31 protein-coding genes and 7 pseudogenes are annotated in these 24,084 nt (G+C 69.9%); 19 read left to right on the forward strand and 19 right to left on the reverse strand.

The features are described from left to right. The coding region (locus AB0947_RS35965; RefSeq protein WP_366754587.1) for a helix-turn-helix transcriptional regulator at positions 1–801 on the forward strand (801 nt) is incomplete at its 5' end. Between the two features lie 109 nt (positions 802–910). Here the strand turns inward: AB0947_RS35965 and AB0947_RS35970 are convergent. The 3 genes and pseudogenes from AB0947_RS35970 to AB0947_RS35980 all read right to left on the reverse strand — a co-directional run. Then, a pseudogene (locus tag AB0947_RS35970) lies at positions 911–1,205 on the reverse strand (transposase); the annotation flags it as partial. Positions 1,206–1,277: 72 nt separating this feature from the next. Next, complete coding sequence (locus tag AB0947_RS35975) at positions 1,278–1,412, reverse strand: hypothetical protein (protein ID WP_366754588.1); 135 nt, start codon at positions 1,410–1,412, stop codon at positions 1,278–1,280. A 69-nt stretch (positions 1,413–1,481) separates the two neighbouring features. After that, positions 1,482–2,441, reverse strand: a complete 960-nt coding sequence (locus AB0947_RS35980; RefSeq protein ID WP_366754589.1) for a transposase family protein — start codon at positions 2,439–2,441, stop codon at positions 1,482–1,484. Positions 2,442–2,787: 346 nt separating this feature from the next. On the opposite strand from AB0947_RS35980, the gene AB0947_RS35985 reads away from it, so the two are divergent. The 5 genes and pseudogenes from AB0947_RS35985 to AB0947_RS36005 all read left to right on the forward strand — a co-directional run. Then, positions 2,788–3,639, forward strand: coding sequence for an NAD(P)H-binding protein (locus AB0947_RS35985; protein WP_366754590.1), 852 nt, complete (start codon positions 2,788–2,790; stop codon positions 3,637–3,639). A gap of 159 nt (positions 3,640–3,798) precedes the next feature. Then, positions 3,799–3,888 (forward strand): annotated as a pseudogene (locus tag AB0947_RS35990) (IS5/IS1182 family transposase); the annotation flags it as partial. A gap of 33 nt (positions 3,889–3,921) precedes the next feature. Further along, positions 3,922–4,491, forward strand: a complete 570-nt coding sequence (locus tag AB0947_RS35995) for a hypothetical protein (RefSeq protein ID WP_366754664.1) — start codon at positions 3,922–3,924, stop codon at positions 4,489–4,491. Between the two features lie 4 nt (positions 4,492–4,495). Further along, positions 4,496–4,618, forward strand: a pseudogene (locus AB0947_RS36000) (cyclase); the annotation flags it as partial. Positions 4,619–4,635: 17 nt separating this feature from the next. Then, a pseudogene (locus tag AB0947_RS36005) lies at positions 4,636–4,728 on the forward strand (IS5/IS1182 family transposase); the annotation flags it as partial. A gap of 46 nt (positions 4,729–4,774) precedes the next feature. Here the strand turns inward: AB0947_RS36005 and AB0947_RS36010 are convergent. The 5 genes from AB0947_RS36010 to AB0947_RS36030 form a co-directional block, all read right to left on the reverse strand. After that, on the reverse strand, positions 4,775–5,383 hold the full coding sequence (locus tag AB0947_RS36010; RefSeq protein WP_366754591.1) for an alkaline shock response membrane anchor protein AmaP: 609 nt from the start codon (positions 5,381–5,383) through the stop codon (positions 4,775–4,777). Between the two features lie 28 nt (positions 5,384–5,411). Beyond that, entirely contained in the window at positions 5,412–6,098 is a 687-nt protein-coding gene (locus AB0947_RS36015) for a DUF6286 domain-containing protein (RefSeq protein ID WP_366754592.1), read from the reverse strand. A gap of 52 nt (positions 6,099–6,150) precedes the next feature. Then, a complete protein-coding gene (locus AB0947_RS36020) occupies positions 6,151–6,558 on the reverse strand; it encodes an Asp23/Gls24 family envelope stress response protein (protein WP_366754593.1) in 408 nt (135 codons plus the stop codon). After that, a complete protein-coding gene (locus tag AB0947_RS36025) occupies positions 6,555–6,725 on the reverse strand; it encodes a hypothetical protein (RefSeq protein ID WP_366754670.1) in 171 nt (56 codons plus the stop codon). The genes AB0947_RS36020 and AB0947_RS36025 overlap by 4 nt, the downstream gene beginning before the upstream one ends. Positions 6,726–6,801: 76 nt before the next feature. Further along, entirely contained in the window at positions 6,802–7,284 is a 483-nt protein-coding gene (locus AB0947_RS36030) for an Asp23/Gls24 family envelope stress response protein (RefSeq protein WP_366754594.1), read from the reverse strand. A 219-nt stretch (positions 7,285–7,503) separates the two neighbouring features. Here AB0947_RS36030 and AB0947_RS36035 point away from each other — a divergent pair, with 219 nt between their 5' ends. Together AB0947_RS36035 and AB0947_RS36040 are read left to right on the forward strand one after the other, a co-directional pair. Further along, positions 7,504–8,052 carry a sigma-70 family RNA polymerase sigma factor gene (locus AB0947_RS36035; protein ID WP_366754595.1) on the forward strand — a complete coding sequence of 183 codons (549 nt, stop codon included), beginning with the start codon at positions 7,504–7,506 and terminating at the stop codon, positions 8,050–8,052. A 215-nt stretch (positions 8,053–8,267) separates the two neighbouring features. Further along, on the forward strand, positions 8,268–8,699 hold the full coding sequence (locus AB0947_RS36040; RefSeq protein ID WP_366754596.1) for a hypothetical protein: 432 nt from the start codon (positions 8,268–8,270) through the stop codon (positions 8,697–8,699). Positions 8,700–8,702: 3 nt separating this feature from the next. Here AB0947_RS36040 and AB0947_RS36045 read toward each other — a convergent pair whose 3' ends face one another. Both AB0947_RS36045 and AB0947_RS36050 read right to left on the reverse strand, forming a co-directional pair. Then, positions 8,703–9,011: a hypothetical protein gene (locus AB0947_RS36045; protein WP_366754597.1), complete on the reverse strand. Its 309-nt coding sequence runs from the start codon at positions 9,009–9,011 to the stop codon at positions 8,703–8,705. Positions 9,012–9,039: 28 nt separating this feature from the next. Further along, entirely contained in the window at positions 9,040–9,537 is a 498-nt protein-coding gene (locus AB0947_RS36050; protein ID WP_366754598.1) for a hypothetical protein, read from the reverse strand. A 197-nt stretch (positions 9,538–9,734) separates the two neighbouring features. Here AB0947_RS36050 and AB0947_RS36055 point away from each other — a divergent pair, with 197 nt between their 5' ends. Then, entirely contained in the window at positions 9,735–10,301 is a 567-nt protein-coding gene (locus AB0947_RS36055) for a hypothetical protein (RefSeq protein WP_366754599.1), read from the forward strand. A gap of 211 nt (positions 10,302–10,512) precedes the next feature. Here AB0947_RS36055 and AB0947_RS36060 read toward each other — a convergent pair whose 3' ends face one another. After that, positions 10,513–10,815 carry a hypothetical protein gene (locus AB0947_RS36060; RefSeq protein ID WP_366754600.1) on the reverse strand — a complete coding sequence of 101 codons (303 nt, stop codon included), beginning with the start codon at positions 10,813–10,815 and terminating at the stop codon, positions 10,513–10,515. A gap of 969 nt (positions 10,816–11,784) precedes the next feature. Between AB0947_RS36060 and AB0947_RS36065 the strand changes: the two genes are divergently transcribed. From AB0947_RS36065 to AB0947_RS36075, 3 genes are all read left to right on the forward strand, one after another. Beyond that, complete coding sequence (locus AB0947_RS36065) at positions 11,785–12,036, forward strand: hypothetical protein (protein ID WP_366754601.1); 252 nt, start codon at positions 11,785–11,787, stop codon at positions 12,034–12,036. A 4-nt stretch (positions 12,037–12,040) separates the two neighbouring features. Then, positions 12,041–12,418: a toxin Doc gene (locus AB0947_RS36070; protein WP_366754602.1), complete on the forward strand. Its 378-nt coding sequence runs from the start codon at positions 12,041–12,043 to the stop codon at positions 12,416–12,418. Positions 12,419–12,585: 167 nt separating this feature from the next. Then, complete coding sequence (locus tag AB0947_RS36075) at positions 12,586–12,816, forward strand: hypothetical protein (RefSeq protein ID WP_366754603.1); 231 nt, start codon at positions 12,586–12,588, stop codon at positions 12,814–12,816. A gap of 345 nt (positions 12,817–13,161) precedes the next feature. Here AB0947_RS36075 and AB0947_RS36080 read toward each other — a convergent pair whose 3' ends face one another. After that, positions 13,162–13,557 carry a hypothetical protein gene (locus AB0947_RS36080; RefSeq protein ID WP_366754604.1) on the reverse strand — a complete coding sequence of 132 codons (396 nt, stop codon included), beginning with the start codon at positions 13,555–13,557 and terminating at the stop codon, positions 13,162–13,164. Between the two features lie 221 nt (positions 13,558–13,778). Beyond that, positions 13,779–13,910 (reverse strand): hypothetical protein, encoded by a 132-nt coding sequence (locus AB0947_RS36085; protein WP_366754605.1) that lies wholly within the window; start codon positions 13,908–13,910, stop codon positions 13,779–13,781. Between the two features lie 322 nt (positions 13,911–14,232). Here AB0947_RS36085 and AB0947_RS36090 point away from each other — a divergent pair, with 322 nt between their 5' ends. Further along, complete coding sequence (locus tag AB0947_RS36090; protein ID WP_366754606.1) at positions 14,233–14,385, forward strand: hypothetical protein; 153 nt, start codon at positions 14,233–14,235, stop codon at positions 14,383–14,385. A gap of 66 nt (positions 14,386–14,451) precedes the next feature. Here the strand turns inward: AB0947_RS36090 and AB0947_RS36095 are convergent, their stop codons facing one another. Together AB0947_RS36095 and AB0947_RS36100 are read right to left on the reverse strand one after the other, a co-directional pair. Further along, the gene (locus AB0947_RS36095; RefSeq protein ID WP_366754607.1) at positions 14,452–14,619 is read right to left on the reverse strand and encodes a hypothetical protein; all 168 of its coding nucleotides are present in this window, start codon (positions 14,617–14,619) and stop codon (positions 14,452–14,454) included. A 227-nt stretch (positions 14,620–14,846) separates the two neighbouring features. Further along, the gene (locus tag AB0947_RS36100) at positions 14,847–15,083 is read right to left on the reverse strand and encodes a hypothetical protein (RefSeq protein ID WP_366754608.1); all 237 of its coding nucleotides are present in this window, start codon (positions 15,081–15,083) and stop codon (positions 14,847–14,849) included. Between the two features lie 494 nt (positions 15,084–15,577). Between AB0947_RS36100 and tcmP the strand changes: the two are divergent. Then, positions 15,578–16,114, forward strand: a pseudogene (gene tcmP, locus AB0947_RS36105) (three-Cys-motif partner protein TcmP); the annotation flags it as partial. Positions 16,115–16,540: 426 nt separating this feature from the next. Here tcmP and AB0947_RS36110 read toward each other — a convergent pair. Then, positions 16,541–16,750: a hypothetical protein gene (locus AB0947_RS36110; RefSeq protein WP_366754665.1), complete on the reverse strand. Its 210-nt coding sequence runs from the start codon at positions 16,748–16,750 to the stop codon at positions 16,541–16,543. A 672-nt stretch (positions 16,751–17,422) separates the two neighbouring features. Here AB0947_RS36110 and AB0947_RS36115 point away from each other — a divergent pair. Next, a pseudogene (locus AB0947_RS36115) lies at positions 17,423–18,583 on the forward strand (IS110 family transposase); the annotation flags it as partial. An 18-nt stretch (positions 18,584–18,601) separates the two neighbouring features. On the opposite strand, the gene AB0947_RS36120 reads toward AB0947_RS36115, so the two are convergent. Then, a complete protein-coding gene (locus AB0947_RS36120) occupies positions 18,602–19,087 on the reverse strand; it encodes a hypothetical protein (protein WP_366754666.1) in 486 nt (161 codons plus the stop codon). Between the two features lie 249 nt (positions 19,088–19,336). On the opposite strand from AB0947_RS36120, the gene AB0947_RS36125 reads away from it, so the two are divergent. The 4 genes from AB0947_RS36125 (at position 19,337) to AB0947_RS36140 (ending at position 23,186) form a co-directional block, all read left to right on the forward strand. Then, positions 19,337–19,822, forward strand: a complete 486-nt coding sequence (locus AB0947_RS36125) for a hypothetical protein (protein ID WP_366754609.1) — start codon at positions 19,337–19,339, stop codon at positions 19,820–19,822. A 294-nt stretch (positions 19,823–20,116) separates the two neighbouring features. Further along, the gene (locus AB0947_RS36130; RefSeq protein WP_366754610.1) at positions 20,117–21,091 is read left to right on the forward strand and encodes an STAS domain-containing protein; all 975 of its coding nucleotides are present in this window, start codon (positions 20,117–20,119) and stop codon (positions 21,089–21,091) included. Between the two features lie 255 nt (positions 21,092–21,346). After that, positions 21,347–21,859, forward strand: a complete 513-nt coding sequence (locus tag AB0947_RS36135; RefSeq protein ID WP_366754611.1) for a DUF5994 family protein — start codon at positions 21,347–21,349, stop codon at positions 21,857–21,859. Positions 21,860–21,992: 133 nt separating this feature from the next. Further along, complete coding sequence (locus tag AB0947_RS36140; protein WP_366754612.1) at positions 21,993–23,186, forward strand: GAF domain-containing SpoIIE family protein phosphatase; 1,194 nt, start codon at positions 21,993–21,995, stop codon at positions 23,184–23,186. A 53-nt stretch (positions 23,187–23,239) separates the two neighbouring features. On the opposite strand, the pseudogene AB0947_RS36145 reads toward AB0947_RS36140, so the two are convergent. After that, positions 23,240–23,611: pseudogene (locus AB0947_RS36145) on the reverse strand (DUF5994 family protein); the annotation flags it as partial. A 221-nt stretch (positions 23,612–23,832) separates the two neighbouring features. Then, positions 23,833–24,024 carry a hypothetical protein gene (locus AB0947_RS36150; protein WP_366754613.1) on the reverse strand — a complete coding sequence of 64 codons (192 nt, stop codon included), beginning with the start codon at positions 24,022–24,024 and terminating at the stop codon, positions 23,833–23,835. Positions 24,025–24,084 lie beyond the last annotated feature (60 nt).

A 24,084-nucleotide genomic window follows, 5' to 3' on the forward strand; every position in this document is an offset into this window, starting at 1 on the left:
GGACTGCCCGCCGACGGGCGCGTCCGGCGCGTGCCCGGCCTGCGCCGCGAGGAAGCCGCCCGCCTCGCGGGCGTGAGCACCGAGTACTACACCCGCCTGGAACAGGGCCGGGCCGCGCACCCCTCGCCCGAGGTGGTGGACGCCCTGGCCCGCGCCCTGCGCCTGGACGCCGCCGAGCGCGAGCACCTCACCAACCTCCTCGCCCGCCCGGGCGGGCGACGCGCACCGGTCAACCCGCAGCGGGTCCGCCAGGGGCTGCACCTGATGCTCCAGACCCTGGACGAGGTGCCCGCGTTCATCATCGGCAGGCGCACCGACGTCCTCGCCTCGAACGGCCTGGCCCGCGCCGTCCTCACCGACTTCGAGGCGCTGCCCGTCCAGCGGCGCAATCTGGCGCGCTACTACCTCCTGGACCCCGAGGCCCGCGAGCGCACCGTCGACTGGGAGCAGATCGCCGCCGAGACCGTGGCCATGCTGCGCCTGGAGGCGGGCCGCTGCCCGCAGGACCGCCGGCTGGCCGATCTCATCGGCGAACTCACCCTCAACTCACCGGAATTCAGCACCTGGTGGAACGACCACCGGGTGCTGCGGCGCAGCCACGGGACCATGCACTACCGGCACCCGCTCGTCGGTGACCTGCACTTCTCGTACGAGTCGCTGCAGCCGCCCGGCGACGACAACCAGACGCTGTGCGTCTACCTCCCGGAGCCGGGTTCCGCCACGGCCGAGTCGCTGCGCATCCTCAGCAGCTGGACCACCGCCACCACCCCGTCCCACCGACCGACCGGACCCGGCACCTGACTCCCTGGACCGCAGCAGGGCCACGGGCAGCGCTCCGGGGCGGTCGAGATTTCCTTTATCCGGTCTCTGGACAAGAACGCGGAAGCCCCGACATGAGCGGATGATCGCAGCGGGACCAGTCCAGCTGGGAGGCCGCGTTGAGCTCGGCCAGTAGGACCTCATGCAAGCGTTGCCAGACACGAGCCTCGTTACAGTCCCGCAACCTGCGCCAGCACGTCATACCGGAGCCGAAGCCGAGCTCTAGAGGAAGATGCTCCCACTGAATTCCGGTGTGCAGCACGTACAGGATCCCGCAGAGCACCTCCCGGTCTGGCAGCGGCTTGCGGCCGGGATGTTTGGAAACGTCGTTCACGCTGCGGGAGCAACGGCTCCAGGCGGCGGTCCCACAGTTCATCCGGCACGATCCACGGTGGTGTCCCCGTTCCTCATAGAGGCCCTCGAGAAGCCCACGAGAAGCCCACGGCGCGCCTTGCCCGTCACCTGGCTGGGCGATGCAGGGCGAGGTCCGGCTCGCTGAAGCGGCTGGAGACCGCATTGGCCTGGTGCCAGTGCGGATAGATCAGGTCCGGTGCGCTGACCTTGTCGAGCCGGTCGATGTCCTCGGCGCTCAAGTGCACGTTTGACGGCGTCGAGATTGTCGGCCAGTTGTTCGTCCTTGCGGGCACCCACGATCACCGAGGTCACGCCCGGCTTGGCGAGCAGATAGGCCAGGGCCGTGCCGACGTCAGGTCCGCGGTCTGTTGGTGGGACAGCAGGGCGGCGACGGCTTGCACGGTGTCGCTGATGTGCTCGCGGCGGCCGAGGTGGCGGGCCAGCGCCCGCCAGTTCTTCAGGTGCGCGATGCCGTGCTCGACCCGGATACGCCGTGAGGAGTGCGCTTTGCGCTGTCGCTCGTTCATTTCCTCGTACCAGTCCGGAGCGTTCTTCCTGAACTTGCGGTGCGGGGGTGTGACCACCCGGCCGCCGGTCTGCGCACCCAGGCCCTGGTAGCCGGCATCGGCGAGGATCTCCATGGCGGGACCGTTGGCCAGGAGACTGGCCAGCCCTAACTGGCGGGCGTGGGTGATGTCCGCGCAGCTTCCGGGCCTGGTCGGGCTGCAGAACAGCATCCGGCCATCCGCGTCGGTGAGCACCATGGCCTTGACGGCGTTCTGCTTGCTCTTGCCGGAGATGAACTTGTCCCGGTCCTTGCGTCCGGCGGCCGGCCGCCGGACCCGGATCTCGGTGCCGTCGATGATCCCGGTCTTCCCGCCGGCACCGAGATGGTCGACGACCTCGGTCAGAGTCCGTAGCCGCACGCCGGGACTCACGGTGCATCCTCGCTCGGCGAGCAGCGGCCGTACCTCGCCGATGGCGCGGGTGATGGTGGAGCGGTCCACGTCGAACCAGCAGGCCAGCACGTCGTGCGTGACCCCGTGCCGGAGGTGCACGAGGGTGGCCAGGAGCCGGTCGACGAACACGAGCCGGTGCTTCGCCCCGGTGCCCACCGCCCGCTTCCGCGGCCGGGACGCAAGCTTGTCCTGATGCCGTTCATGCCACAACGGTCCCAACTCAGCCACCAGTTCAGCGATCACATCGGCCGAGAGACCCGTGATTCTCCGGTTGCTGACGATCGCTGCTCGAGACGCGTTCCCCACCACACGACCATGATCGACGATCAGGAAACCGACGCCTCACCGCCTACCGTGCACGAGCTCGTTAGGCGTCACCTTCATGAAGTCCTCCAGGAGAGAGCGTGCGTCCACCCGGCCGGGCGCTGCCGGGCCGGGCCGGAGAGGCGGGATGAGGTGGTCACCGCTCCTCCGGACCGCTGAAGCGAACATGGTCGAGAGCGGGGCAAGAGGTGCAACCGCGAGAAGACGAGGGTGCATACCGAGCGAAAGACTTTGACGCTTTGCCGACTGTTCACCCATGGTGAGCCTGGCATCCGGATCGGCCGGACCCCGGGCACCGCGTGGGGGCCGCGTCGCAGTAAAGGAGATGTGGATGATTGTCATATCGGCCGCTTCAGGGGCTTTCGGTCGACTGGTCATTGAACAGCTGCTGACCCGATGTCCACCTGATCGCGTCGTAGCGGCGGTGCGTGATCCCAGCAAGGCGACGGATCTCGCCGCTCGCGGAATCCAGGTCCGCGTCGGTGATTACGACGTGCCAGCGACGCTGAGCGACGCGTTCGAGGGAGCCGACCGGTTGCTGCTGGTCTCCTCTCCGGAACTGCATCCCGCCCATCGCGCAGACCAGCACCGGGCGGCCATCGACGCGGCCCGCTCGGCTGGCGTCGGCTCGATCGTCTACACCAGCTTCCTGGGCGCCGACACCCAGGCCGATGGCGTGACCGCAGCGCACCACACCACCGAGCGCGCCCTGGCCGCGAGCGGTCTGCCCCATCTGGTACTACGTCACCCCTTCTACAGCGAGGCGTTCCTCAACGAGAGCCTGCGCACCGCCGTCGCCTCAGGGCAACTCGTCGACGGTACCGGTGGACGTGGTCTCAACACCGCCCTGCGCGGCGATCTTGCCGAGGCCGCCGCCTGCGTCCTCACCGAAGACGGCCATCTCGGCCGTGCCTACGACTTCACCGGCAGCCTGTGGACCTACAGCGAGCTCGCCGACGCCCTCAGCCGTGTCTCCGGCAGGTCCGTCGTCACCCGGGACCGGCTTGACCACGCATCCGGTGCCCAGGGCTGGCTCGAGGACCAGGTCCGGGCCGGCGCACTGGAACGGCAGACCGACGACCTCCAGAACGTCCTCAAACGCCCCACCACCACCCTCGACCAGACCGTCAAAGCGATCATCACCCGGCCCACCCTTTCAGGCGCCAGCACCGCTCCGGAGTGACCCCTGCCAACGTGGGCTGTGCGACGCCAAGCCGCGTCGTTCACTCCCGTATTGGCGAGCGGATCGACCTGGGGGAGAGGAACGAAGTGTTTGCGGGAAGTAGCCGATCTGCCTGCCGCCCTTCTCGTGGGCGCCTTCGTGGACGGCACGCTGGATCCTATCGAGCACACCTTCGCCCGCATGAAGAGCTGGAAGATCCTGCGTGACTGCCACCTCAGATGCGACGGCGTCCACCACCCTTTCATCGGCTCACCGATGTCCCGCAGCGCAAGGAGCACCGCCATGCCCGGACGCAATACCGTTATCCGCAGCCTGCACGATCTGGGGCTGGCCGCGTGGTTCGGTGGCTCCCTGATGGGCGCCGTCGGCCTCAACGGGGCCGCCAGGCAGGAAGGCGGTACGCAGACCGGCCAGGCGCGCATCGCATCAGCCGGCTGGACCAAGTGGATGCCGGTCAGCGCGGCCGCGGTCGCCGCGCACCTGTACGGAGGCGGAGGCCTGCTCGCCGTCAACGCCCACCGGGTGTGCAATCAGAAAGGCGTGGCCGGCTCCACCACCGCGAAGACGGTCGTCACGGCGGCGGCGCTGGCCGCCACCGCTTATGCCCGCGTCCTGGGCAAGAAGCTCGAGCTCGCCTCCTCCCCCGACCCCCAGGACACCGAGAAGGCAGCCAAGCACCCCATCGACACCGCCAAGGCCCAGCGCCGGCTCGCCTGCGTGCAGTGGGCGGTGCCGGCCCTGACCGGAGGCCTCGTGGTCCTCAACGCCCTGCACGGCGAACAGCAACGGCCGCTCGAGCAACTGCACGGGATGTGGGAGCACGCCCGCGCCGCCACCCCGCTTCTGCCCTGACGGTCAGCCAGTCGGCGACAAGCTCGGCTTCGTCAAGCGGCAGGCCACCGGTGACCTGAAGCCGTTCAGAGAGTTCATCGAGTCCCGTGGCGGCAACGAGACCGGCGCCAGGCGCGGCGAGGTCTGACTCCGCCGATCGGACGGGGCACCCCGCTCGCCGTCGTCCTGACCGGCGCCAACCGCGACGACGTCACCCAGCGCATGCCCCTGCTGGATGCCGTCCCGCCCGTCCGAGGCTGGGTGGCCGGTCACGCCGCTGTAGCCGGGAATGGCGGTCTCCTCCTTACTCCACGCGGTGTGGTTTGTGGTGGGCGACCTGTAGGCGGACGTCGGTAGGCATGTCAGAGAGGCCGATAGACCGACGCGCGGTGCTGAGCGGGCCTTCGCAGAGGGCACCGAGAGTGGCGCCGGGCGCGCCCTCAGGGGTGAGGATGAGCGTGACGTGGGTGCGGGGGTGGGCGGGTCGGCCGGTGATGCGTACGGCCGCACGCTTGACCCCCGGCAGGGCGCCCGCTTGGGTCGCGATCGCGTCGCTGAGCGCGCGGTCGCGCAGTTCGACGCCCTGCTGCGGTGGTGTACCGCCGACGGGCAACCCTCCTGGGCGGCGTCGGCTCAGCTGGGCGAGCAGCCACCACAGGGCGAGCAGGACAACAACGGCGAGGGCGGCGATGACCGCGGGCCACCACCACCAGCCCTGGCCGCTCCAGCGGGCCCGGTCGGCGGAGGCGAGCAGGACGTCGTCCGGGGCGATCAGGGGCCAGCCGGCGGGCGGGATCAGTTCGTGCCGCCGATAGAGGTTGAGCCCGGCGAAGAGGACCAGCAGTCCGCCGCCGAGCAGGACCAGTCCGGCGAGGGCCAGCAGGGTGCGGTTGAGTGCGGATCGCGACGTCATGGCGGACTCCCGGTGCTGCGGTTGTCGGTCAGCCGGTGCGTTGCCGCACCCGTACGACGATGCGGGGAGGATGGGCGAGGGCCAGCCGGTCACGTTCCTCGTCGAGGACGGCGGTGAGGTCGTCCTCCACCTGCCGGGGGTCACGGAAGCGGACGTCCGCGCGCGCTTTGATGCGGTGACGGCGCACCCGGAGGCGCGCCGCGCCGACCCCGGGAACCCGCAGCGCGGCGTCACGCAGCAGGCCGGCGGCGCCGTCGCGGTCCAGGGAGGCCCGCAGCCGCGGGCAGTCGGTGGGGCAGCGCTGGGGCAACTGGTGGCGTAGCCCGGGGGTAAGGGCCAGGACGATCAGCCAGACGCCGACGGCAGCGGCCACGGCGGCTCCCGTGAGCACCCACACGTCGCCCACGGAGCGGGTGGCCAGTTCGTCGGCCAGGTGCCGTCGCCAGGCCGCCGCCGGGCGTCCCGCTCGTACGGCGATGACGTCGACCAGCGCCGCGACCGCCGCCACGAGGATCACCGAGGCGACCAGGGCGGCCGGGATGCGGCGCGCGGACCACGGCCGGTGGGACCGGCGCCCAGCGTCACGCTCACCGGACGTCGGGTCCGGGCCGTGCATGTCGTGTTCGGGTGGTCCGGGCTGCTTTGCCAGCGGCACCCTGGCCCGCGATGCGGACGGTGTGGAGTCGCGGCCGGAAGGGCCGGGGTCGGATGTCATCGCGAGGCTCCTTCCTCCACGGCGTGGCGGGCGCGCCGGGCCGCGTGGCCGCTCACCGGACCCGCCCCCGGCCCGTGTCGGCGGCGGTCATCAGCCGCCGGACGGTGAGGACGACCTCTCCCACCCGCAGGCCGGTCATCTGGGCCACTTTGTCGGCGACATCCTGCTGGATCCGCTCACACACCCGGGGAATGTCGGTGGGGTAGGGCAGATCCATGGTCAGGTGCAGGCGCACCGAACCGATACGGACGGCGGCTGAGGCGCTGGGCGCCTCCAGGCTGTCCAGGTCGGGCGGCACGGCGGCGCGCCGGGACTGCGCCGTGCGTGCGGCCTGGGCGGCGATACGGGCGACCACCCGGTCCGGGATGACGGTGGCGCCCCGCTCGGCAGGGGGCGGCAAGCCGGTGGTCCGCGCCGACAAGGAGGACCCCTCGCCGGGGGGACCGGACGGGGTCTTCACCGCTGCCTCCGTGTCCGGATGTCGAGGTCGCCCTGCACGACGAGGCCGACGATCAACCCCACCGCACCCAGGAAGAGGACCAGCAGAAAGGCCCAGAAGCCACCGAAGTAACCGGCGAAGCCCAGGGCCATGCCGGCTACGAGGCCCGTGGTTGCTGCGTTCATCATGCACTCACCCGTCTCGCGGACGTGCGTACGTCGGCGTCCGCACGATCAACCGCGCCGCGCAGGACGCGGTGGCGGGTCACCTCACGCGACCCTCGTCCGGTTCGGCCTGTTCCTCGTCAGGGAGATGGACGTCGTCTACGGCGATGTTCACCTCGACGACCTCCAGTCCCGTCATCCGCTCCACGGCGCCGATGACATTGGTGCGTACGTCGCCGGCGACGTCCACGATGGAGACGCCGTACTCGACGACGACGTCCAGGTCCACAGCCGCCTGGCGCTCGCCGACCTCGACCTTCACTCCGCGTGTGACGGCTCCGCCGCCTCCGCCGGGGACGCGTTCCCGCATGGCGCCCAGGGCGCGGGCCATCCCCGCTCCCAGGCTGAAGATGCCCGGTACCTCGCGGGCGGCCATGCCCGCGATCTTGGCCACCACGCCGTCCGCGATGGTGGTCTTCCCCCGTGTTTCGGCCGGAGCCCCGGCCCCGGTACGGCCCTTCAGCGCGCTCACGCTCGCGTCCGGCCGGTTGTCCCCGCCGTCGCTGGTGGTGTTCTCCGTCATGGCGGTCGCCTCGATCGATAGGCCGGACACCGGTGCGGCGCCCGTCACAAGGTTGGACGTGCGGGGCGGCGGATGTCTCACGCACATACAACGGATACCTCACGCACATCGAGTGCGGCGTGCCTCACAAACGGCCTGTCGGGTACCTGGACGATCCGAGCCCTGTGCGAGGGCGCCATGACCGAACGCGCTGTACCCCCATCGCCGAACCGCGACCTCTTGCGACGCGACCTGCCGGACCGGCTGCTGGCCATACGAGCGGCCGATGGAGATGAGGACTCCTTCGCCGTTCTCGTCCAGCGGCACGGCCGAGCCCTCCTCTCCCTGGCCCGCTGCATGCTCGGCAACCCCCAGGACGCCGAGGAAGCGGTCCAGGACGCCTTCGTCAGTGCCTGGCGGCGACTGCCGGAATACCGTCACAGCGCGGAGTTCCGTACCTGGATGTACCGGATCACCGTCAACCGCTGCCTGACCATGCGCCGGCGCCGACCGCCGCCCCTCTCCCTCGACACCGTCATCGAGCCCGCAGCGGAAGACGCCTGGAGCCAGCCAGCCCGGTCCGCCGAGCAGGACGCGGCCACCGCCGCCCTGTCTCACGCGCTCGCCGAACTGGACGCGGGCCAACGGCTCTGCTGGATCCTGAGAGAAGTACAGGGCCTGTCCTACAAGGAGATCGCCCACGTGACGCGGACCAGCGAACAGACGGTGCGGGGCAGACTCTTCAGGGCACGCCGATCCCTGCAGGAGGCGATGGACCCATGGCGCTAGACGACCCGCACGCGCGGCCTTCCGAACCCCCCGCAGCGGACGGGACCTGTACCGGCTCATCTGCCGGCATCCCCCTGTTCGAAGGTGATGAGGTACTGCCCTGCGGTCGACTGCTCAGCCGGGCCTGGGAACAGGCCCGCGACGCCGCGCCGAACGCAGACCCGCACACCGTCTCCTGTCCACACTGCGGCGATGCCGTCGAAGGTCTGGCCGCGGTGAACGCGACCACCCGGGCGCTGCTCGACGACGTTCCCGGCCTCCACGCACTCGCCGACCGCGTCTTGAACATCGTCAGAGCAGAGGTACGGCTCAGGCGGCTACTGCCTCTGGCCGACCCGGACCGGGACCTGCGGATCTCCGAGAGCGCCGCAGCGAAGGTACTGCGGCAGGCCGCGGACACGATTCCCGGCGTCGCGGTCGCGACCTGCCGGCTGGTACCCGAGGGCGAAGGCACCGACGTGCAGGTGACCATGACCCTGGCCGCCGCTCTCGACGCTCCGCTGCCCGCCCAGGTCCACCAGGTGCGCCGATCCGTCTTCCGTTCGGCCGTACAGGACCTGGGTCTCGCCGTGACGGCCGTGGACATCACCGTCGTCGACGTCCTGGAGCCGGAGCCGCTCCTCCCACCCGGCAGTGGTCCATCATGACCGTCATCCGCACGACCACCCTCCTCGGCGTCGCGGCCGAGGCGGCTTATGCGGTTCCCGGCGTAACGGGCCTGCAACCCCGTCTCTCTCATCGCCGGCTGGGCCGTGCTCCTTCAGCAGCTTCATGCCGGTGACCACGATGGGGAGCTTGCCGTCGTACATGTGGAAGCCGTCGTGCGCCTCGCCTTGCCAGTGCCGGCGGGTCAGCTCGGCCAGCTGCGGGATGACGGTGTTGGGGTTGCGCGGGCCGACACGGTTGAAGACGAGCAGCAGCGGCGGGTGCGGCTGATCGCCGCACCGTCCGTCGGACACCCATCAGCGGGTGCGCCACATCGTCCGCTCACGGCCGTCGGCGTCCTTCACCTGCCGCTGGCAGAACCGCACGTACTTGTCGATCTTGGCGGCGAGTTCCTGCGCAGACTCTGTCGATCTCCACGAACAGCAGCGGCGCCCTGTCCTCGGGCGCGGTGACGACGATGTCCGTCTGGGCGCCGCCCTTGCCGGGGTTGGACCAGGTGCCCGTCGCGGGCAGCGCCACCTCGGTCGCGTGGGAGGCGATGGTGCCCAGCCCGGCCGGGGCGTCGACGGCAGCCTTCGCGGCGGCGAGGGCTTCGGCCGGCTCGCCATCGAGCAGGGCCAGGTCCGGCTTCCGGCGCAGCAGGGCGATCAGGGCGTCGTTGACGGTCATCACGTGGGAGGCGCTGCTGCGGCCCGCGCCACGGGCCGGGCCGCCCATCTCCCCCAGTGGCCGCCCCAGCTCGTAGGAGGCGGCCTTCACGCCCATGGGCGTGAGGTTGCGCAGGGTGTCCCCGCCCGAGGTCCTCCCGCCGTTCTCCACCAGGCCGTGCTTGCGCAGATCGGAGAGCGCCCCGAGATGCGCAGCGGTGTGGGCCTGTTGCGCTCGGAGGGCTTGGCCTTGTCGGTGTGCCGGTAGCTCAGGTGCGGGGCTGAGATCTGCTGGATCTGTTCGACGGTCGCGACCTTCAGCAACGCCCTCTCTCACCACTGCGCCCCCTGAGCGGCAGTGTCTCTGGCATGGGTGCCGTGCTGGTATCGGCTGCGTCCCTGGCTGGGCCACATGGACTTGAGTGCTCGCTCGGGCCGCAGAGTCCAGGACGGTGTAGCGGCGAGGATGAAGGCGATGCGGGAGGCGAAGCGGGCTTCGGGGAGAGGGATTTCGATATCGGGGTGGCGGCGGTAGCCACGGGTGACGGCGTGTGCGACGTAGTTGGTGAGTGCGTCCGCGCGGTGGGTGCGGGCTCGATCTCTGCGGGTGGTCAGGCGGCTGAAGACGCGCAGGAGGATGGGGATGCCGGTGTCGAAGCGGAAGCGGTTGAGTGGCGGCTGGATACCGGTGACGGTCAGGGTGTCGCAGTCGATCGCCTTTTCCAGGCCGCTTTGCCGGTACCAGAAGTCGGCGGCATGGTCTTCGCCCTGGGCGTGGTGGTGCAGGGAGAGGCAGTAGGCGGCGGCCGGGTGTCCGGCGCCGGCGGCGTACTGCCACCAGAAGCGGGCGCCGTCTTCGACGTCGGCGAGCTGGAGGGCGCAGCCCAGGAGCCAGGCGCCGTGGGGTTCGGGGAGTTTGCTGGTGAGGAATTCTAGGTCGTCGGCGGTGGTGGCGGTGACGATCGCTTCGCACAGCTCCTGCAGGTGGCTGGCGGCCGCATGGTCGGCGGGGGGTGGGGCCGGGTGGGGGGCGCAGGGTTCGGGTTGAGGTAGGGGGTGTCGCGGTAGGCGACGGTGTCGCCGGGGACGTCGGGGAGGGGGTGGAGGCGGGCGAGGAGGGCGTCGATGGGGGGCATGACGGGCTGCTTCATTCCTTGGGGACGTCGGGGAGCAGGTGCTCGAGGGTGGCGCGGGCGTGGTGGTCGATGGCGTGGGTGATGGCCTCGCTCAGGCCGACGATGCGGGAGATCGCCTCGGGCGCTGTGGCGCACAGGTAGCGCAGGACGGTGATGTCCAGCTGGTCGGCGGGCAGGCTGCCGATGGCGTGGAAGAGGTCGGTGAGTTCGGTCAGGGCGACGAGGTGGCCGGGCATGTGGGCGTGGACTTCGGCGGTGGAGGAGACCGCGGCGCGCAGGTCGGGGTGGCCGTCGTGGTGGTGGGCACGGGCCATGACCCGGGTGCGAAGCAGTTGCCAGGCGTAGCGGGGGAGGTTGCCGCTGGTGGCGGCCTGTTTCCAGGTCAGCCAGAGGATGTCGAGGCTTTCCCCCGACGACCCAGCCGGCGCGGTGGTCGGTGAGGAGGAAGGCGCGGGCGTAGGCGGTGTAGGTCGCGCGGACGGTGTCGGCGAAGGCCCGGTAGGGCAGGGGCGCGGCCTCGGACTGGAGGGCAACCTGCTGGATGCTGCGCTTGATCCAGGCGCTGTCCTTGCCGGCTTCGCGGGCGCCGCTCTGCCACAGGCGCAGCATCGGCTCCAAGGGCAGGCCCAGGGCGTGGACGACGCTGAAGGTGATCTGCCAGGCGGGGTAGTAGCCGTTGCCGCGAAGGAGTTCGCTGATACGGGTCTTGGAGTAGCCGGAGCGCTCGACGAGGTCGTCGAGGGTGAGGCCGGAAGCGAAGACGAAGTTACGGACCGGCACGAGCCAGGCCCGGTGGGACAAGCCCGCGGTGGCGGAGATCGGGGCAGGTTTGCGGCCGCGTCTGCCGGAGGTGTCCGGTGGGAGCGGCTGGTCGGCGTCCGGGGGCCAGATCATCGGGGCGGCTCCTGTCCGCCACCGGCGACCGGCCTAAGGAGCACAGAGGACCGGCGACGGCCATGATCGATCTCAGCGCCAACCGCGGCCTCATTGACCCCGAGCCGCTCAAGATCAACTACTGGCGGCCTTGACGCCTATCTCGGCGACACCCCAAACGGGCCACCACTCCAGTCTTCTGCTGGCTACTCATCGAGCAAGATCATCCCATGGCCCCTTTTGGGCTCACCTCGGCGATACCCCCATGACGCTCCGAACGGGACGCCGGCCACGGGCGGTGGGTGGTGACCGGGACCTGCAAGACCCGCCATGAAGCCGTCGGGTACCCGGGGCGATAGCTCTGAACTGCGAGGATTGAGCCCTGGGTACCCCAGCGGTAGCCTGAGGGCGTGGCAGCACTCAACGTTGAATTTTCCGATGCGGAGCTCGAAGAGCTCCGGGCGGTCGCCCGTGAGCACGGGATGCCGATGAAAGCGTTCGTGAAGGCCTCCACGGCTGACGCCATCGCCCACCACCGGGCTCTCAAGGTCGCGGCGCAGGAGTTCCAGCGGGTATTCGCCGACCCGGCGCTGGCCGATGCCATCGCCGCTGCGGGCATCGACGACGGCCCCGCTCGGGGCACCACGGGCAGGGCCGCCTGAATCCATGGCACCCGCCGTCCACATCGACGTGCGCTGGCTGCTGGAGCAGCACGAGACCGCTCTGCCCGACCAGCCCCACATCAACGACTACTCCGCCCTGGTGGCAGCCGTCGCGCGGCACCGCGTGGACCCGCCCCGCCTCGGTATCGACCCGGACGCGTCCTGGCGTGCCGCCGCGCTGCTGCACACGCTGCTCCTGCTGCGGCCGCTGCCGTCCCTCAACGTGCGCTATGCGTGCGCCGTCACCATTGCCTACATGCACGCCAGCGGGGAGGGACTCGACGCCCCGTACGGGGAACTCGTCGAGTTGTGCAAGGACCTCATTGCAGGCAAGGAGGGCGTCTTCGGCACGGCCGACCGGATCCGATCCTGGCGCCTGTGACAGCCGGGGCTGCCTGACGGCACCACGCCCTTGGGTGCCGTCAGGGCACAGACTCGGGAGCGTGATCCGGTCCTCGGGTAGCGCCGTTGGGCCTGCAGTCCAGGCTAGGGGCGCAGGCCGCGCTCTACGGGAGCGTCCTGGTCCTGTTCCGGGGGGTGTCCGGTGCCGTGCGTGCGCTGGCGGACCGCGGTGGTGAACCCGGTCATCCGCCGCTCGTGGTCTTCCATGATCCGCTGCAGGACCGCCTCCTGCCGCGGGGACAGAGCCGGGACGTCCGGCAGGTACAGGTCGGCGAGCTGCTGGTCGAGACCTGCGCATGCGATCGGCTCCCCGACGGCATGCGCCTGGCGAGCGAGAGCGGTGCACAGGGTCTTTCCGCCTCACCGGCGGCGCGGTGACGCGCGGCGATCTGTTCCGTCTGCCGGCACAGGACAGGTAGAACCGCACGGCGGCCGGCAGGTGCGGCGGGCGGGCGCATCGGCTGTCGTAGTGCTCGCGATGTTGTTGCGAGCGCAGAGCGGCGAAAGCCCACATGGAGCCCCTGCCGGCCTGCGGTACCTGTTCAACAAGCTCCAAGCTCCTCGGCTGTCTCTGCCACTGCTTTCAAATCGCACGCTCTGCCACTCCGGACGGGCCTTCGGCCAGCCTGTCGCACTTGCCGCCTGACCTCCGACCGCCGGCGGTGATGTCTTGGTGCCGGACAGTCTCGGGCCCTGCCGGCGTCCACAGCGTGCATGCGTCGGTCACGCCATAGCCGTTTGCCCGGGCTGGGCAGCCTGCGTCCGGACGGGAGGCTCGGTGCCCGGTTGCCGACGCTGCTCCTTCGCCTGCTCGGCTCGCTTCCGTGCCGCCTGCTCGCGGGTGATCACTTCGGTGGCGACGCCGACAGCCACGGCGATCGGCCACTCCAGGGCGCCGGCGACTGCCATGCCGCCCAGGATCCCGTAGCCGGTCAGCTTGCGGAGCGAAGGGATCCGCGAGGTGGCCTCGCGGGCTCCCTTGAACATGTCGCCCGGGGTTACGTAGGGGATCGCGACGCGGGGGTGCGCAGTGTGCAAGTGCACCACCTTACCCATCGGGCTCGCCTGGTCCTGCCGCTCCTCCTGGCGCTCGGTAGCCGCCTCGGGGGCCTGCGGCATTGGTTCTGCCGTGGGGGGCATCTGTGCCATCGAGGGCCCGGTCGCCGCCGTCCGCAATGTCTCACCCGGAGTGGTGGTTGATTCTTGCTGATGTCCCGGCCGCATCTCTGGGGAAGTCATCTCGTCCTCCCGTCGTAGGGAGATTGGTCTTCCTTCGGCCACGTTCCATGCTTGGCGGTCGATAAACGAGAGACAAACGAGAAGGATCGGAGGCGCGCCGATCAGGCGTAAGCCGTCGTCGGCTGCCCGCCGGCGGTGAACGCCTTCCAGATCTGGACAGACAGGCGGAGCAGGGCGGCCTCAAACAGGGCGACCGCCACCTGGGTCAGAATCGTGGTGAAGATGTGCGGCATGACCGGCCGCCTTTCGTGAGGATTGTGTTGTGAACCCCTCCCCCCTCCTTTCTCGGGTCCCGCGACTGCCGGAAGGCGGCAATCGCATGACCTGCGGGTGAACTTTCTCTTTCCGGATGGGGCAGCCCTCCACCCGCCCCAACCCAGCGGCCCGTTCTCGAACCTCGGGTCAGTGCCGCCCGCCGGAGTGCCGGCCGGGGCCGCCTTCTTCGCACCCGGACGGCGCGACGTCGACAACGTCCTGGTGGGGCGCGCCGGGCGGGTCGCGGGGGCCGGAGCAGCAGCGACAGGGGCAGGGCTCTGGGTGTTCTCGGTTGCGTCCATGTCCGCAGCCTTGGAGGCCGGACCTGTGGACGGAGTCCGCGCTTTCGTCGAGGCGGGCTGGCCGGGCGTCCGCACCGCCGGCGTGAAGGTGCGCCCGGACACGCGCGAACTCGATATCGCGGGCCTCGCCTCGCTGACACCCGCGATCTAGCTGGCCGACGCCTTCCACCAGGCCGTCCTCAACGACCACACCGCACTGCACGCCACCCTCACCCGGCTACGAGAACAGACTTCCGACGAAGATCACGCCTACTTCGTCGACATCGCCCACTTCATGGCCGACCTGCCCCTCGAGCAGGCTTCCGGAGCCCGGTGGCTCGACGGCGAACAGCACACCCGCAGCCGCTGGCGCGGCCTGGTCATCGCCCGACAGGCGCACAGGCACGCCAGGCGCTGACGAACGGGGGGCCATTTCCCGCCGGGGAATGGCCCCCCGTTCGTCCGAGGCGGCGCGGTTCAGGTGGGGTTCAGCGGAGTGATGCCGGTACCCGCGTACAGTTCGGGTTCCAGCGACAGGACCGTGAGTTGCTCTCTCGCCTTCACCGCGTGCCAGGCGATCGCAGCAGCGTGGGCCACGCCGTCACCTTTGCCCGGGGCGCCGCTGTGTACTGGCTACTCGGTGTGCCGGACCGCCTTCTTCACGTCAAGCTCTACGCCAGCCCGCATCGTGCTCTGCTCTTTCGCGTGCTGGGTGATTGCGGCTTGTACGTCTTGGGCGAGGTCGCGCCATGCCTGCCATGCAGTCTCGTACGCGGGCGGGTCGTCGTGGTCGCGTAGGGCCTGGACGGTCGCGTGTGCCTGGTCGGCGGCGCGTTGTTTCTCCACAAGTTCTTCGAAGGTGTGTGCCACGTGCAGGGATCCTACGTGTCGGCGTGGCGAAGCCCTCGCCTCGACCCGCGAGACGGAGGCTTGGGCGCGCGCAGCGCTACGGCCGCCACTCCCCTCGGGCAGGCGAGCCGGACATGGAGGAGTCGCTCGTCCTGGCTCTCGGTGAGCGTCTGCCGGGCCGCGGCAGCCGCCAGGTCGTCCGCCAACACCTTGCCGCCCTCGCGGCGCCGCAATGGCTTGACGGCGAGGCCACCTGCGCTCGGTGGCGTGAGATCTTTACCGCCCGGCGCGACCTTCTGCGCGCCAGGCGGTAGACCTCAGCGGCCTGTGTTCCCGGCGCTGCCGCCCTCTTTACGGTGCGTGATGCTTACCTCAATATCGATTATCACAGTGGATTCTGGGGTGGGGGGAAGGTCATGTCGACGGGCACGGACAAGGATTATTGGGCCTCAAAGGCGCTGCCGAGCGTCCTCAAGCACAAGCTGCTGGGTCAGTACATTCCCCGCTTCGGCGGGATGACCGGCTCGCGTGGTCGTCGCCAGGTCGTGTACCTCGACGGCTATGCGGGCGAGGGACGGTACGAGAGTGGCGACCCCGGCTCTGCGGAGATCGCGATGCAGGTGGCTGCTCATCACCTGGAGAAGAACGCGTTGTTATGGAACTGCTTCTTCGTGGAGCAGAAACCTGATTCCGTTGCCCGTCTGGACCAGGTCGCTGCCCACTACCGCGCCTTGGGCGTGGACGCGAGGGTGCATCACGGCGACGTGGACGGAGTTCTGGGCGAGGTTCTGCGGGTTGCCGAAGGGCTCCCGCTGTTCCTGTTCCTTGATCCGTGCGGCTTGGGGCTGCCATTCGACCGGATCGTTCAGACGCTGAACCAGCGGCGCAGTACTCCGCGGCTCTGGCAGCCGACCGAGTTCTTGATGAACTTCAGCATGGACGCGGTACGCCGCCTGGGAGGCAATGCCAGGTCCGCCCGCGGTCTGGAACGCTCCTCCGAGCGCTTCGATGAGGCGTGCGGCGGCCGGTGGTGGCGTGAGTACTTCCGGCCGGGCGGGCCGGTCGAAGCGGACGTGGACGAGATCGTGGCCGCCCAGTACAGCTCCGCGATGTACGTCTCGAACTCCTGCCATGTCAGCGCATCGACCTGCGCCATGGACAACTCGCGCGCCCGGGCCTCCTCCTGTGCCCGCCATGCGCGGTCCCGGCCGACCGCTTGGCGGTGTGCCCGCAGCAGCGCCCAGCCAGCCCCGTCCAGCGCGGCCGCGGCAAGCACCGTCACCAGGACGGGCCACACCGTCGATCAGTTCCCGGCGACCCACACCACAGCGATCACCGCTGCCGTCGCGCCCCAGCCCTGCAGCTGCCTGCGGGTCTGCTTCCTCAAGCGCCGGCGTCGTCGACGTGCCGCCATCACTGCCCCGCTCTCCATGTGCGTGGTCCGCAGTGCGCCGCCGGATCGCTGCGGGTGCGGCAGCTCATCGGCCGGCCTGCGTGACGCCGCTCGCCAGCTGCCCCAGGATGGTCAAGATTCCCTCACCTGCCGGGGTGGGGGCGATCAGGACGCCCAGCGCCAGGACGATGACGACGGTTAGCTTCTCGTCGAAGCGGCTGCGGGCTTCCGTACGCCGCCGCAGCCGCCAGATGACGACGACGGCGAGCAGCACCGCCACATTGATGGTCACCAACCGCCCCGGCCTTCCCACCGACTGGCATTCACCACAGGGACGGCTGAATGTCGCCGCCAACTCTCTTGTGTAGCGGCGCCGTGGTGATGTTGGAGGCGGGTTGCCGACGAATGACACAAAGCCATCGGACCTGGCCGATTACCGCATGGCCGGGGCCCCACGAGCCGGAAGCCAGCATCTGACCTGTCACCCCTCACCCGTCTGCTCCAGGCGCTGCAGTTCCGTCCGGCAGCCTGTCTTCTCGGCTCGGACCCGGAAGGGCGGCGGCTCGGTCGCTGCGGCCTGGTGGCGTCGTCGTGCGTGGGCCTGCTCGATCGCGCCTGCGCATCGTCCGGGACGGCGTCGGACTCTCTCGCCGCCTGTCCGCCCCGCACCGAAAGTGCTACCCCACGGCGGGACACCGATGTCGGACGGAGTCCGCGGAATCCCCCCGTTACCTTTTTCGGCGGCTCCGCAATGGGGCCTCCGGCCTTCGGGTCCGGCATGACTTTCCCCCCTTGTTGTTGATGATCCGGGGGGTGGTGTCACCGGGCCCGAAGGCATCGACGGACCGCTGATGAGGGGCTTGAGCACTGGCTTCACCCGAGCCGGAGGAGCTCTCCGTAACGTGGATGCGGCAGCTCGGTGCCGGGGCAAGGCCGGACGAAAGCGTGATGGAGGGGCCTGCACGTGATCGACACCGGCGACATCGACGTCTTCCTCGGCCTGGACGTCGGCAAGGCACCACGCCACCGCCGTCACCCCGGCCGGCAAGAAAGCCTTCGACAAGCGCCCGCCCAACACCGAGCCCAAGCTCCGCGAGCTGTTCGCCAAACTCCAGGCCAAGCACGGAACAGTGCTGGTCGTGGTCGACCAGCCGGCCTCGATCGGCGCCCTGCCGCTGGCCGTCGCAAGAGACATGGGCTGCCTGGCCGCCTACCTGCCCGGCCTGACGATGCGGCGGATCGCCGACCTCTACCCGGGTGAGGCAAAGACGGACGCGAGGGACGCGTTAATCATCGCGGACGCGGCCCGCGCGATGCCGCACACGCTGCGGGCGATCGACGGCGAGGATGAGACGATCGCGGAGCTGGAGATGATCGTCGGGTTCGACGACGACCTCGCCGGCGAAGCCACCAGGGTCACGAACCGGCTGCACGCCCTGCTGACGCAGATCCACCCGTCGCTGGAGCGGGTGGTGGGGCCGCGGTTGCAACACCCGGCCGTCCTCACACTGCTGGAACGGTTCGGATCACCGGCCCATATCCGCAAGGCCGGCCGCCGGCGCCTGGTCACCCTGCTGCGGCCGAAGGCCCCGAGGATGGCCGAACGACTCGTCGAGGAGATCTTCGCCGCTCTGGACGAGCAGACCGTCACCGTTCCCGGCACCGAGGCGGCCGCGCTGATCGTCCCGAGTCTCGCCGCATCCCTGACGGCCGTGCTTGACCAGCGCAAGCTGCTGGCCGGGCAGACGAGGAACTGCTGGAGGCTCACCCTCTTTCGAAGGTCCTGACGTCGATGCCGGGCATCGGCGTCAGGACCGGGGCACGCATCCTGATCGAGGTCGGCGACGGCAGCACTTTCCCGACCGCCGGCCACCTCGCCGCCTACGCCGGACTCGCCCCAGCGACCCGCAACTCGGGCTCGTCCATCCGCGGCGAACAGCCCTCCAGGAGAGGAAACAAGCAGCTCAAACGAGCCTTCTTCCTCTCCGCGTTCGCCGCCCTGGGCGACCCCGCATCCCGGACCTACTACGACAGGAAGATCGCCCAGGGCAAACACCACACCCAGGCCCCGCTCTGCCTCGCCAGACGCCGAGCCGACGTCCTCTTCGCGATGCTCAGGGACGGCACCTTAAGCCGTCGGCCACCATCACCTGAGCTGCGGGTCTGCGAGGAGAACGACTCGATCGGCCTCGCCGTCGAAGCCCAGCACCGGATGGCCGTACTCGCCCTCCGGGTCCATCAGCACCTGCTTGCCCAGCCGACGCCCGATCTCCCGAAGGAAGCCGCAGAGCACATCAAGTCGGTCCTGGCCCTGCAACTCGCGCAGGTCGACGTCGAAGTCGATTTCGTCGTCGGCATGGAAGCTGAATATCGCCAACACATCATCCGTCAGCCAGACCCGCAGGTCCGGGCACTCGGCATCCGTCGGTCGGGACAGCACGGCCTCCGCCCGGGGCACCGGAACCACCGTCTCTCCCTCGGAGTACTGGCACTTCCAGCCCCTGTCCGCGACAAGGTCGAGGACCGCCTGCCAGTCCTCCACCGAGGCATTCGGGACACGCACGTCCGGCAACGACCCCATCAAGTCCAGGTCGAAGAAGCATTTCACGTCATCCCACAGCAGGTCGCTCACCCCGCCATGCTGCCCGGATCGACGACCCCACGCACGCGCGTTTCCCTTGACCAAGGACATAGGGGCACCCCCCGCCGGTGATCAGTTCTGCTGCGCCGCGGCGAGTACGGATAGTACGGGCGCAGGGCTACCGCGCCATACGAGCCTGCCAGTTGTGCCCAGAGGGGCGGCGGCTGCCGTTGCACCCGGGGCAGCCGCCGGGTCCGCAGCCGATGGCATGAGCCGATTCCTTCAGGGCAGGCGAGGCCGGTGTCGTCTGTCCGTCCCCAGCTCGTTGGAGGGGTTCGTCACGCCCTGAAGCTGGCGGGCTTCCATATCGTCGATGAGGCGGACGACGCCGCGCCGGGGCTGAGAGTGAGCGAGGTGCCCGCGGGCGTGCTGGTGAGCTGGACGACGTGGCACGGGTTCACCGCGCTGGTGGCAGATCAGCGGGGGGCGTCCAGCGACGGGATGCGGGTGGTGGTGCAGGCCGCGGTGGCGGGCCTGCTGGTCCAGTGCGGGCACACGGTGCTCCTGGTCGCGTTCGTCGGGGCCGCGATCGGCCTGGTTTTCGCCCTAATCTTCTTCGGCACCGGCGGAATCGTCGGAAACGCCGCCGGTGTCCTCATCGTCGTCGTCATGGGCGCGATCGGGTGGCGCGCTGTGTACGGCAAGGTCCGTGACCGCCGGCGCGGTGCCGCCGCGGCTGAGCGGTGCACACCCTTACGAGCAGCCGCAGCATCACCTCCGTTCTGACGTTGGAGAACGGCCCCTCAAGTGACGCGGCCCCTACCGTGCCGTGCCCTTCGACCCAGCCGCTTCCGGTTGCGGCCGACGTACGGTTGAAGTACCGAGGGCATCACGCACTCCGGCCACCACGCCGGGTCGTCCTCGGCGAGAGACGAGTGAATCCAGGCCGCCCCAGCGGTCGGCGTGGAGACGGGTCGGAGCCATGTACGCCGCGGTCGAAGCAACTCAGCGCAAGCTCATCACGGCAAGGGCCGCGTTGAGCGCCCGTGCAGGTCCGCAACCCCGCCGAGGGGAGACGTGATGATCTTTTCCCGTCTGGACATCCATCGGCGGAACCGAGGAGAGCGGACGCTCGTCACGCTTGCCGGCGACATCGGGCCGGCCACGACGCCGCTGCTGCGGGCCGCAGTGGAGCAGTGTCTGCTGGACGGTGTCACCGTGATCGACATCGACCTGACCACGGTCGGCTCCTGCGACGCCAGGGGCTTGGACGTCCTGCTGTCGGCAGCACAGCGCGCCGACCGGGCCCACGCTCGCCTGCGGCTGCACCATCCGTGCGCTCAGATCACCCGGCTCCTCGATGCCACGGGCTCGACTTCGCTGCTCCCTACGGCCCCCGCGAGTCCCGTGCCGCCCGCCGCATCCGACGACTTCATGAGTGCCGCGACGGGGGCGCCCGAGGACCCCGCTCGCCGACCGGACCAGCCGGTCCTCAAGGACGGAATCCGCCTTCGTCGGCTGACCCGCTGGCAAGCAGAAGACATGCGCGCGGACATCGCGGACCTGGCTGCGGAGTCCGTCGCAGGCACCACAGGCGAGCGGTACTACAACCGCCGGGACTTCCTGCACCGCTTGTCGATCACCGCCCGCCGCCCCAGCTTCGCCCTGCTGGTCGCCGAGACGACGGTGCTGGTCGGCTGCGCCTTCGGTTTTCCGATGAGCTCTGAAGGCTCCGGCAGCCGGGGGTCCGACGGAACGCTCCAGGAGATCATCCAGCGGCTCACCTCCCACGCACGGTTCGTCGTCCTCACCCAGGTCGTGGCCCACCCGCACGTTCAGCACCGCGACATCGCCCGCCGGCTGCAGCAGCATCTGCTCACAGACCTGCACTCCTCCCTCGGGATCACCCTGCTGCACCCTGCCGACCGAGCAGGACAAGCCGCCTTCTCGTCCTGGGGCTGGCAGAACATAGGGGAGGTCGTCGGGCTGCCCGGCTCCGTCGCCCCATGCGTGTTGACTCTGTCCGTCGAAGGGCAGCCCTCGGCACGCCGATGACGTGGCAGAGGAGCGATGAGCCGGCGGTCGTAGCGGCCGGGGCGGTCACGTGACCCGTCGTCCGCCGTACCGAGGTGCCTCCACGCGATGGCTGCCTGCCTCTCGGCGCGATGGCCGCGCACCACGCCGCCCGCCACGACCGGGAGTAGCGTGGTGGGTACCGAGAACTCCCGGGCGCACGACCACGGCGGCGCCGTTCCCGGCGAGTGACTGACACGGGCAGCCGGAAAGCAGCGCCCGGAACGGGATCGCACGATGGACGCCATCACAAAGCCCGCCGAAGATACCGCGCCAGGTTACGGACACTCCTACCGGATGCCTATGCCCCGGCTGCGCCTCACGCCGGACGTCAGCCATGGCCCGTTGGACGGCGCATGGTGGCCGCGCTGCGACGCACTCGAACTCGAATTGCCCGCGCTGGTCGGTTCCCTGGATCCGAGCAGCGGCACCGTCACCCGCGTGACCGTGGGGACCGCCGCCTGGCCCGATGCCCCGCAGGAGGTGATGGCGCCCGGCCATGTGATCGAGGTGGTCCTGACCGATCGCGCCGCCGAGGCGCATGCCATCACCGTGGACTGCGGCACCGTGGGTCGCTGGGAACTGCTGGTGATCCCCCCGGACGAGCCGGCCGGAGTAGCCACCCGGCTGCTGACCGCCGCCGCCGACCCCGGGAACCCACTGTCGGCTCCGCGCCTGCTGGCACTCGCCGAGAGCGGCCTCGACGGGCGGGACGCTTGGGAGTCGGAAGGCGGAGCCGGACCGAGATAAGCAGCCCGACCCGGCCGACTCCGCGTGACCGGCAGGCCGGGGCTCACGACCCCGTGATGGAGCCATGGCACCGACAGACCCTTCGTCATCCTGGCCCGCCCCCACACGAAGCGTGACTGCGGCAGGTGAGGGGATGACGGCAGTACAGCGTACGGACCGGTCCGAAAGCTTCGGGGAAGCTCTCCTGGGAAAGATCCTCGACAGCGCGCACGAACTCCCGCCCCACCTCATCGGGCCTCTGGTCGCCGACGTCGTGGAGCGGCTCGGTGGCCGCCGTCCACAGGTGCTGTTGCAGGACTACGGCCAGTTGCTGCTCGTACCGCTGCCCGGCGAGGGCCTCGCCGACGGGGAACCGCAGGTTATCGACGACTCCGAGGCGGGCCGCTGCTTTCTCGACGCGGTCCCCGTGGAGGTGCCCCAGGAGGACGGCGTCCGGATCCATCTGCCTCTGCTGGACGGCGGTGACCAGGTAGGGGTCCTGGCGGTGACGCTGGACAGCATCGACGCCCACGACCGCCGCCTGCTGCTCAGGATCTCCGGCCTGGTGGCCGACCTGCTGGTGACCAAGCACGGCTACTCCGACCTGTTCTTCGACGTCCGACGCGGTGAGGCGATGAGCGTCGCCGCGGAGATCCAGTGGTCACTGCTGCCACCACTCGCGATGATCATGCCCCGGGTCGCCGTGGCCGGGATCCTGGAACCCGCCTACGACGTGGGCGGCGACAGCTTCGACTACGCGCTCAACCACGACGTCCTCCACGTGGCCATTATCGACGCGATGGGCCACGGACTGGACGCAGCCACCATGGCCACCGTGACCATCGGCGCCTACCGCCACGCCCGCCGCGCCGGCATCGGACTGTCGGAGACCTACGCGTTCATGGACCGCGCCGTGGCCAGGCAATTCGGTCCCGAGCATTTCGTCACCGCCCAGATGATGCAGCTGGACACGACGACGGGACGGGTGCAGTGGGTCAACGCCGGACACCCGCCGCCGATCCTCGTCCGCGACCACCGCGTCGCGCGGCGTCTGGCCGCCCCGACGACCCTCCCCGTCGGCCTCGGTGGTTCGGAGCCCCGGATCAGCCAGCTGGGGCTGGTGCCCGGGGACCGAGTCCTCTGCTTCACCGACGGAGTGGTCGAGGAGCACAGGAGCGGTGGGGAGGAGTTCGGGGAGGACCAGCTGATCGACTGCGTGAACCATCTGGAGAGGACCGGCCGCGGCATCCGGGCGGTGACGCGCTCCCTGTCCCACACGCTCAAGCAGGCGCGGGGCGGACAGACCAGCGATGACGCAACGCTGCTCATGGTGGAGTGGCGCGGCTGATCTCCCCTCGCCGTCCGACACCGTTCGGCCGGTCACGCCCAGCGGCCGGCCCGTCAGCCCGGCGAACCGTGCCCGCTCTCGATGTCGATGAGAATCTGTTCCGCCTGGCTGATGTTGTCTGCCCGGACCGCCTGGGCCATCGCGGCGCGGGCGGCGTCCGGTGCCGCGTCCGGCGGGACCACGAGCAGCGAGAAGATGTCCCTGTCGCCCCGGGTGATCAGGACCGTGCCGTCACCGACCGGGAAGGCATCAATGTGCACCACCCGGCCGTCCACGGCGATACGCGTCGGGAGACCTTCCCAGGCTGCGGCGTCCAGTCCCACACGGGTCACGGGGCCGAGGTGGGCAATGAGAGCGCTCAGCAACGCGGGCAGCTCAGTGCCGATGTCGCGCGAGCGCGGCCACCACGCGCCGTCTGCTCCCCGCGCGTGCGGGGGTGTTCCAGAGCGGGCCTCGTCGTCGTGCCAGTCGTCGGCGTCCTCCCCGCCGATACGGGGGTGTTCCGAAACGGAAGGACGCGGGCAAGCGCGCGACTGACGTACGGCTTGGACACGGGTCGGCCCCTGACAGCGTGCGCCCCGTGCCCGGCTTACGGCCCCACCCCACCACGCGGCCCGGCAGCATGCGCCTGGAGCGGCCCGGCCGCTCAGGGCCCGGGGTGGGAGGTGGCGGCCTTCAGCTTCCAGCCACTGCCGCTGCAGGCCTCGTGCAGTGGCGGGAACCGGTGCCCCTTCATGTCAGTGCTGTACCCATGACCCTGGCCGCAGTCGCATTCGTAGATCCCTGACTGCGGGACGATCTCAACGGGGTGGTGAACCTTCTCGCTGCTCTCGCTCATGACGTCAGTGTCCGCAGCGGCTCTCTCGGCGAGTCCCGTCGCCCGTCGAACCCCGCCCGA

This window comes from Streptomyces sp. NPDC047841 (genome assembly GCF_040704085.1).
Taxonomy (GTDB): domain Bacteria; phylum Actinomycetota; class Actinomycetes; order Streptomycetales; family Streptomycetaceae; genus Streptomyces; species Streptomyces argyrophylli.

Bases quoted from the DNA above. Each gene is read 5' to 3' on its own strand.
- AB0947_RS35985 (WP_366754590.1), top strand. From the start codon at position 2,788: ATGATTGTCATATCGGCCGCTTCAGGGGCTTTCGGTCGACTGGTCATT.
- AB0947_RS35995 (WP_366754664.1), top strand. From the start codon at position 3,922: ATGCCCGGACGCAATACCGTTATCCGCAGCCTGCACGATCTGGGGCTG.
- AB0947_RS36010 (WP_366754591.1), bottom strand. From the start codon at position 5,383: ATGACGTCGCGATCCGCACTCAACCGCACCCTGCTGGCCCTCGCCGGA.
- AB0947_RS36015 (WP_366754592.1), bottom strand. From the start codon at position 6,098: ATGACATCCGACCCCGGCCCTTCCGGCCGCGACTCCACACCGTCCGCA.
- AB0947_RS36025 (WP_366754670.1), bottom strand. From the start codon at position 6,725: ATGATGAACGCAGCAACCACGGGCCTCGTAGCCGGCATGGCCCTGGGC.
- AB0947_RS36030 (WP_366754594.1), bottom strand. From the start codon at position 7,284: ATGACGGAGAACACCACCAGCGACGGCGGGGACAACCGGCCGGACGCG.
- AB0947_RS36055 (WP_366754599.1), top strand. From the start codon at position 9,735: ATGGGTGCCGTGCTGGTATCGGCTGCGTCCCTGGCTGGGCCACATGGA.
- AB0947_RS36060 (WP_366754600.1), bottom strand. From the start codon at position 10,815: ATGGCCCGTGCCCACCACCACGACGGCCACCCCGACCTGCGCGCCGCG.
- AB0947_RS36070 (WP_366754602.1), top strand. From the start codon at position 12,041: ATGGCACCCGCCGTCCACATCGACGTGCGCTGGCTGCTGGAGCAGCAC.
- AB0947_RS36080 (WP_366754604.1), bottom strand. From the start codon at position 13,557: ATGCCGCAGGCCCCCGAGGCGGCTACCGAGCGCCAGGAGGAGCGGCAG.
- AB0947_RS36085 (WP_366754605.1), bottom strand. From the start codon at position 13,910: ATGCCGCACATCTTCACCACGATTCTGACCCAGGTGGCGGTCGCCCTG.
- AB0947_RS36090 (WP_366754606.1), top strand. From the start codon at position 14,233: ATGTCCGCAGCCTTGGAGGCCGGACCTGTGGACGGAGTCCGCGCTTTC.
- AB0947_RS36130 (WP_366754610.1), top strand. From the start codon at position 20,117: ATGATCTTTTCCCGTCTGGACATCCATCGGCGGAACCGAGGAGAGCGG.
- AB0947_RS36135 (WP_366754611.1), top strand. From the start codon at position 21,347: ATGGACGCCATCACAAAGCCCGCCGAAGATACCGCGCCAGGTTACGGA.
- AB0947_RS36140 (WP_366754612.1), top strand. From the start codon at position 21,993: ATGACGGCAGTACAGCGTACGGACCGGTCCGAAAGCTTCGGGGAAGCT.
- AB0947_RS36150 (WP_366754613.1), bottom strand. From the start codon at position 24,024: ATGAGCGAGAGCAGCGAGAAGGTTCACCACCCCGTTGAGATCGTCCCG.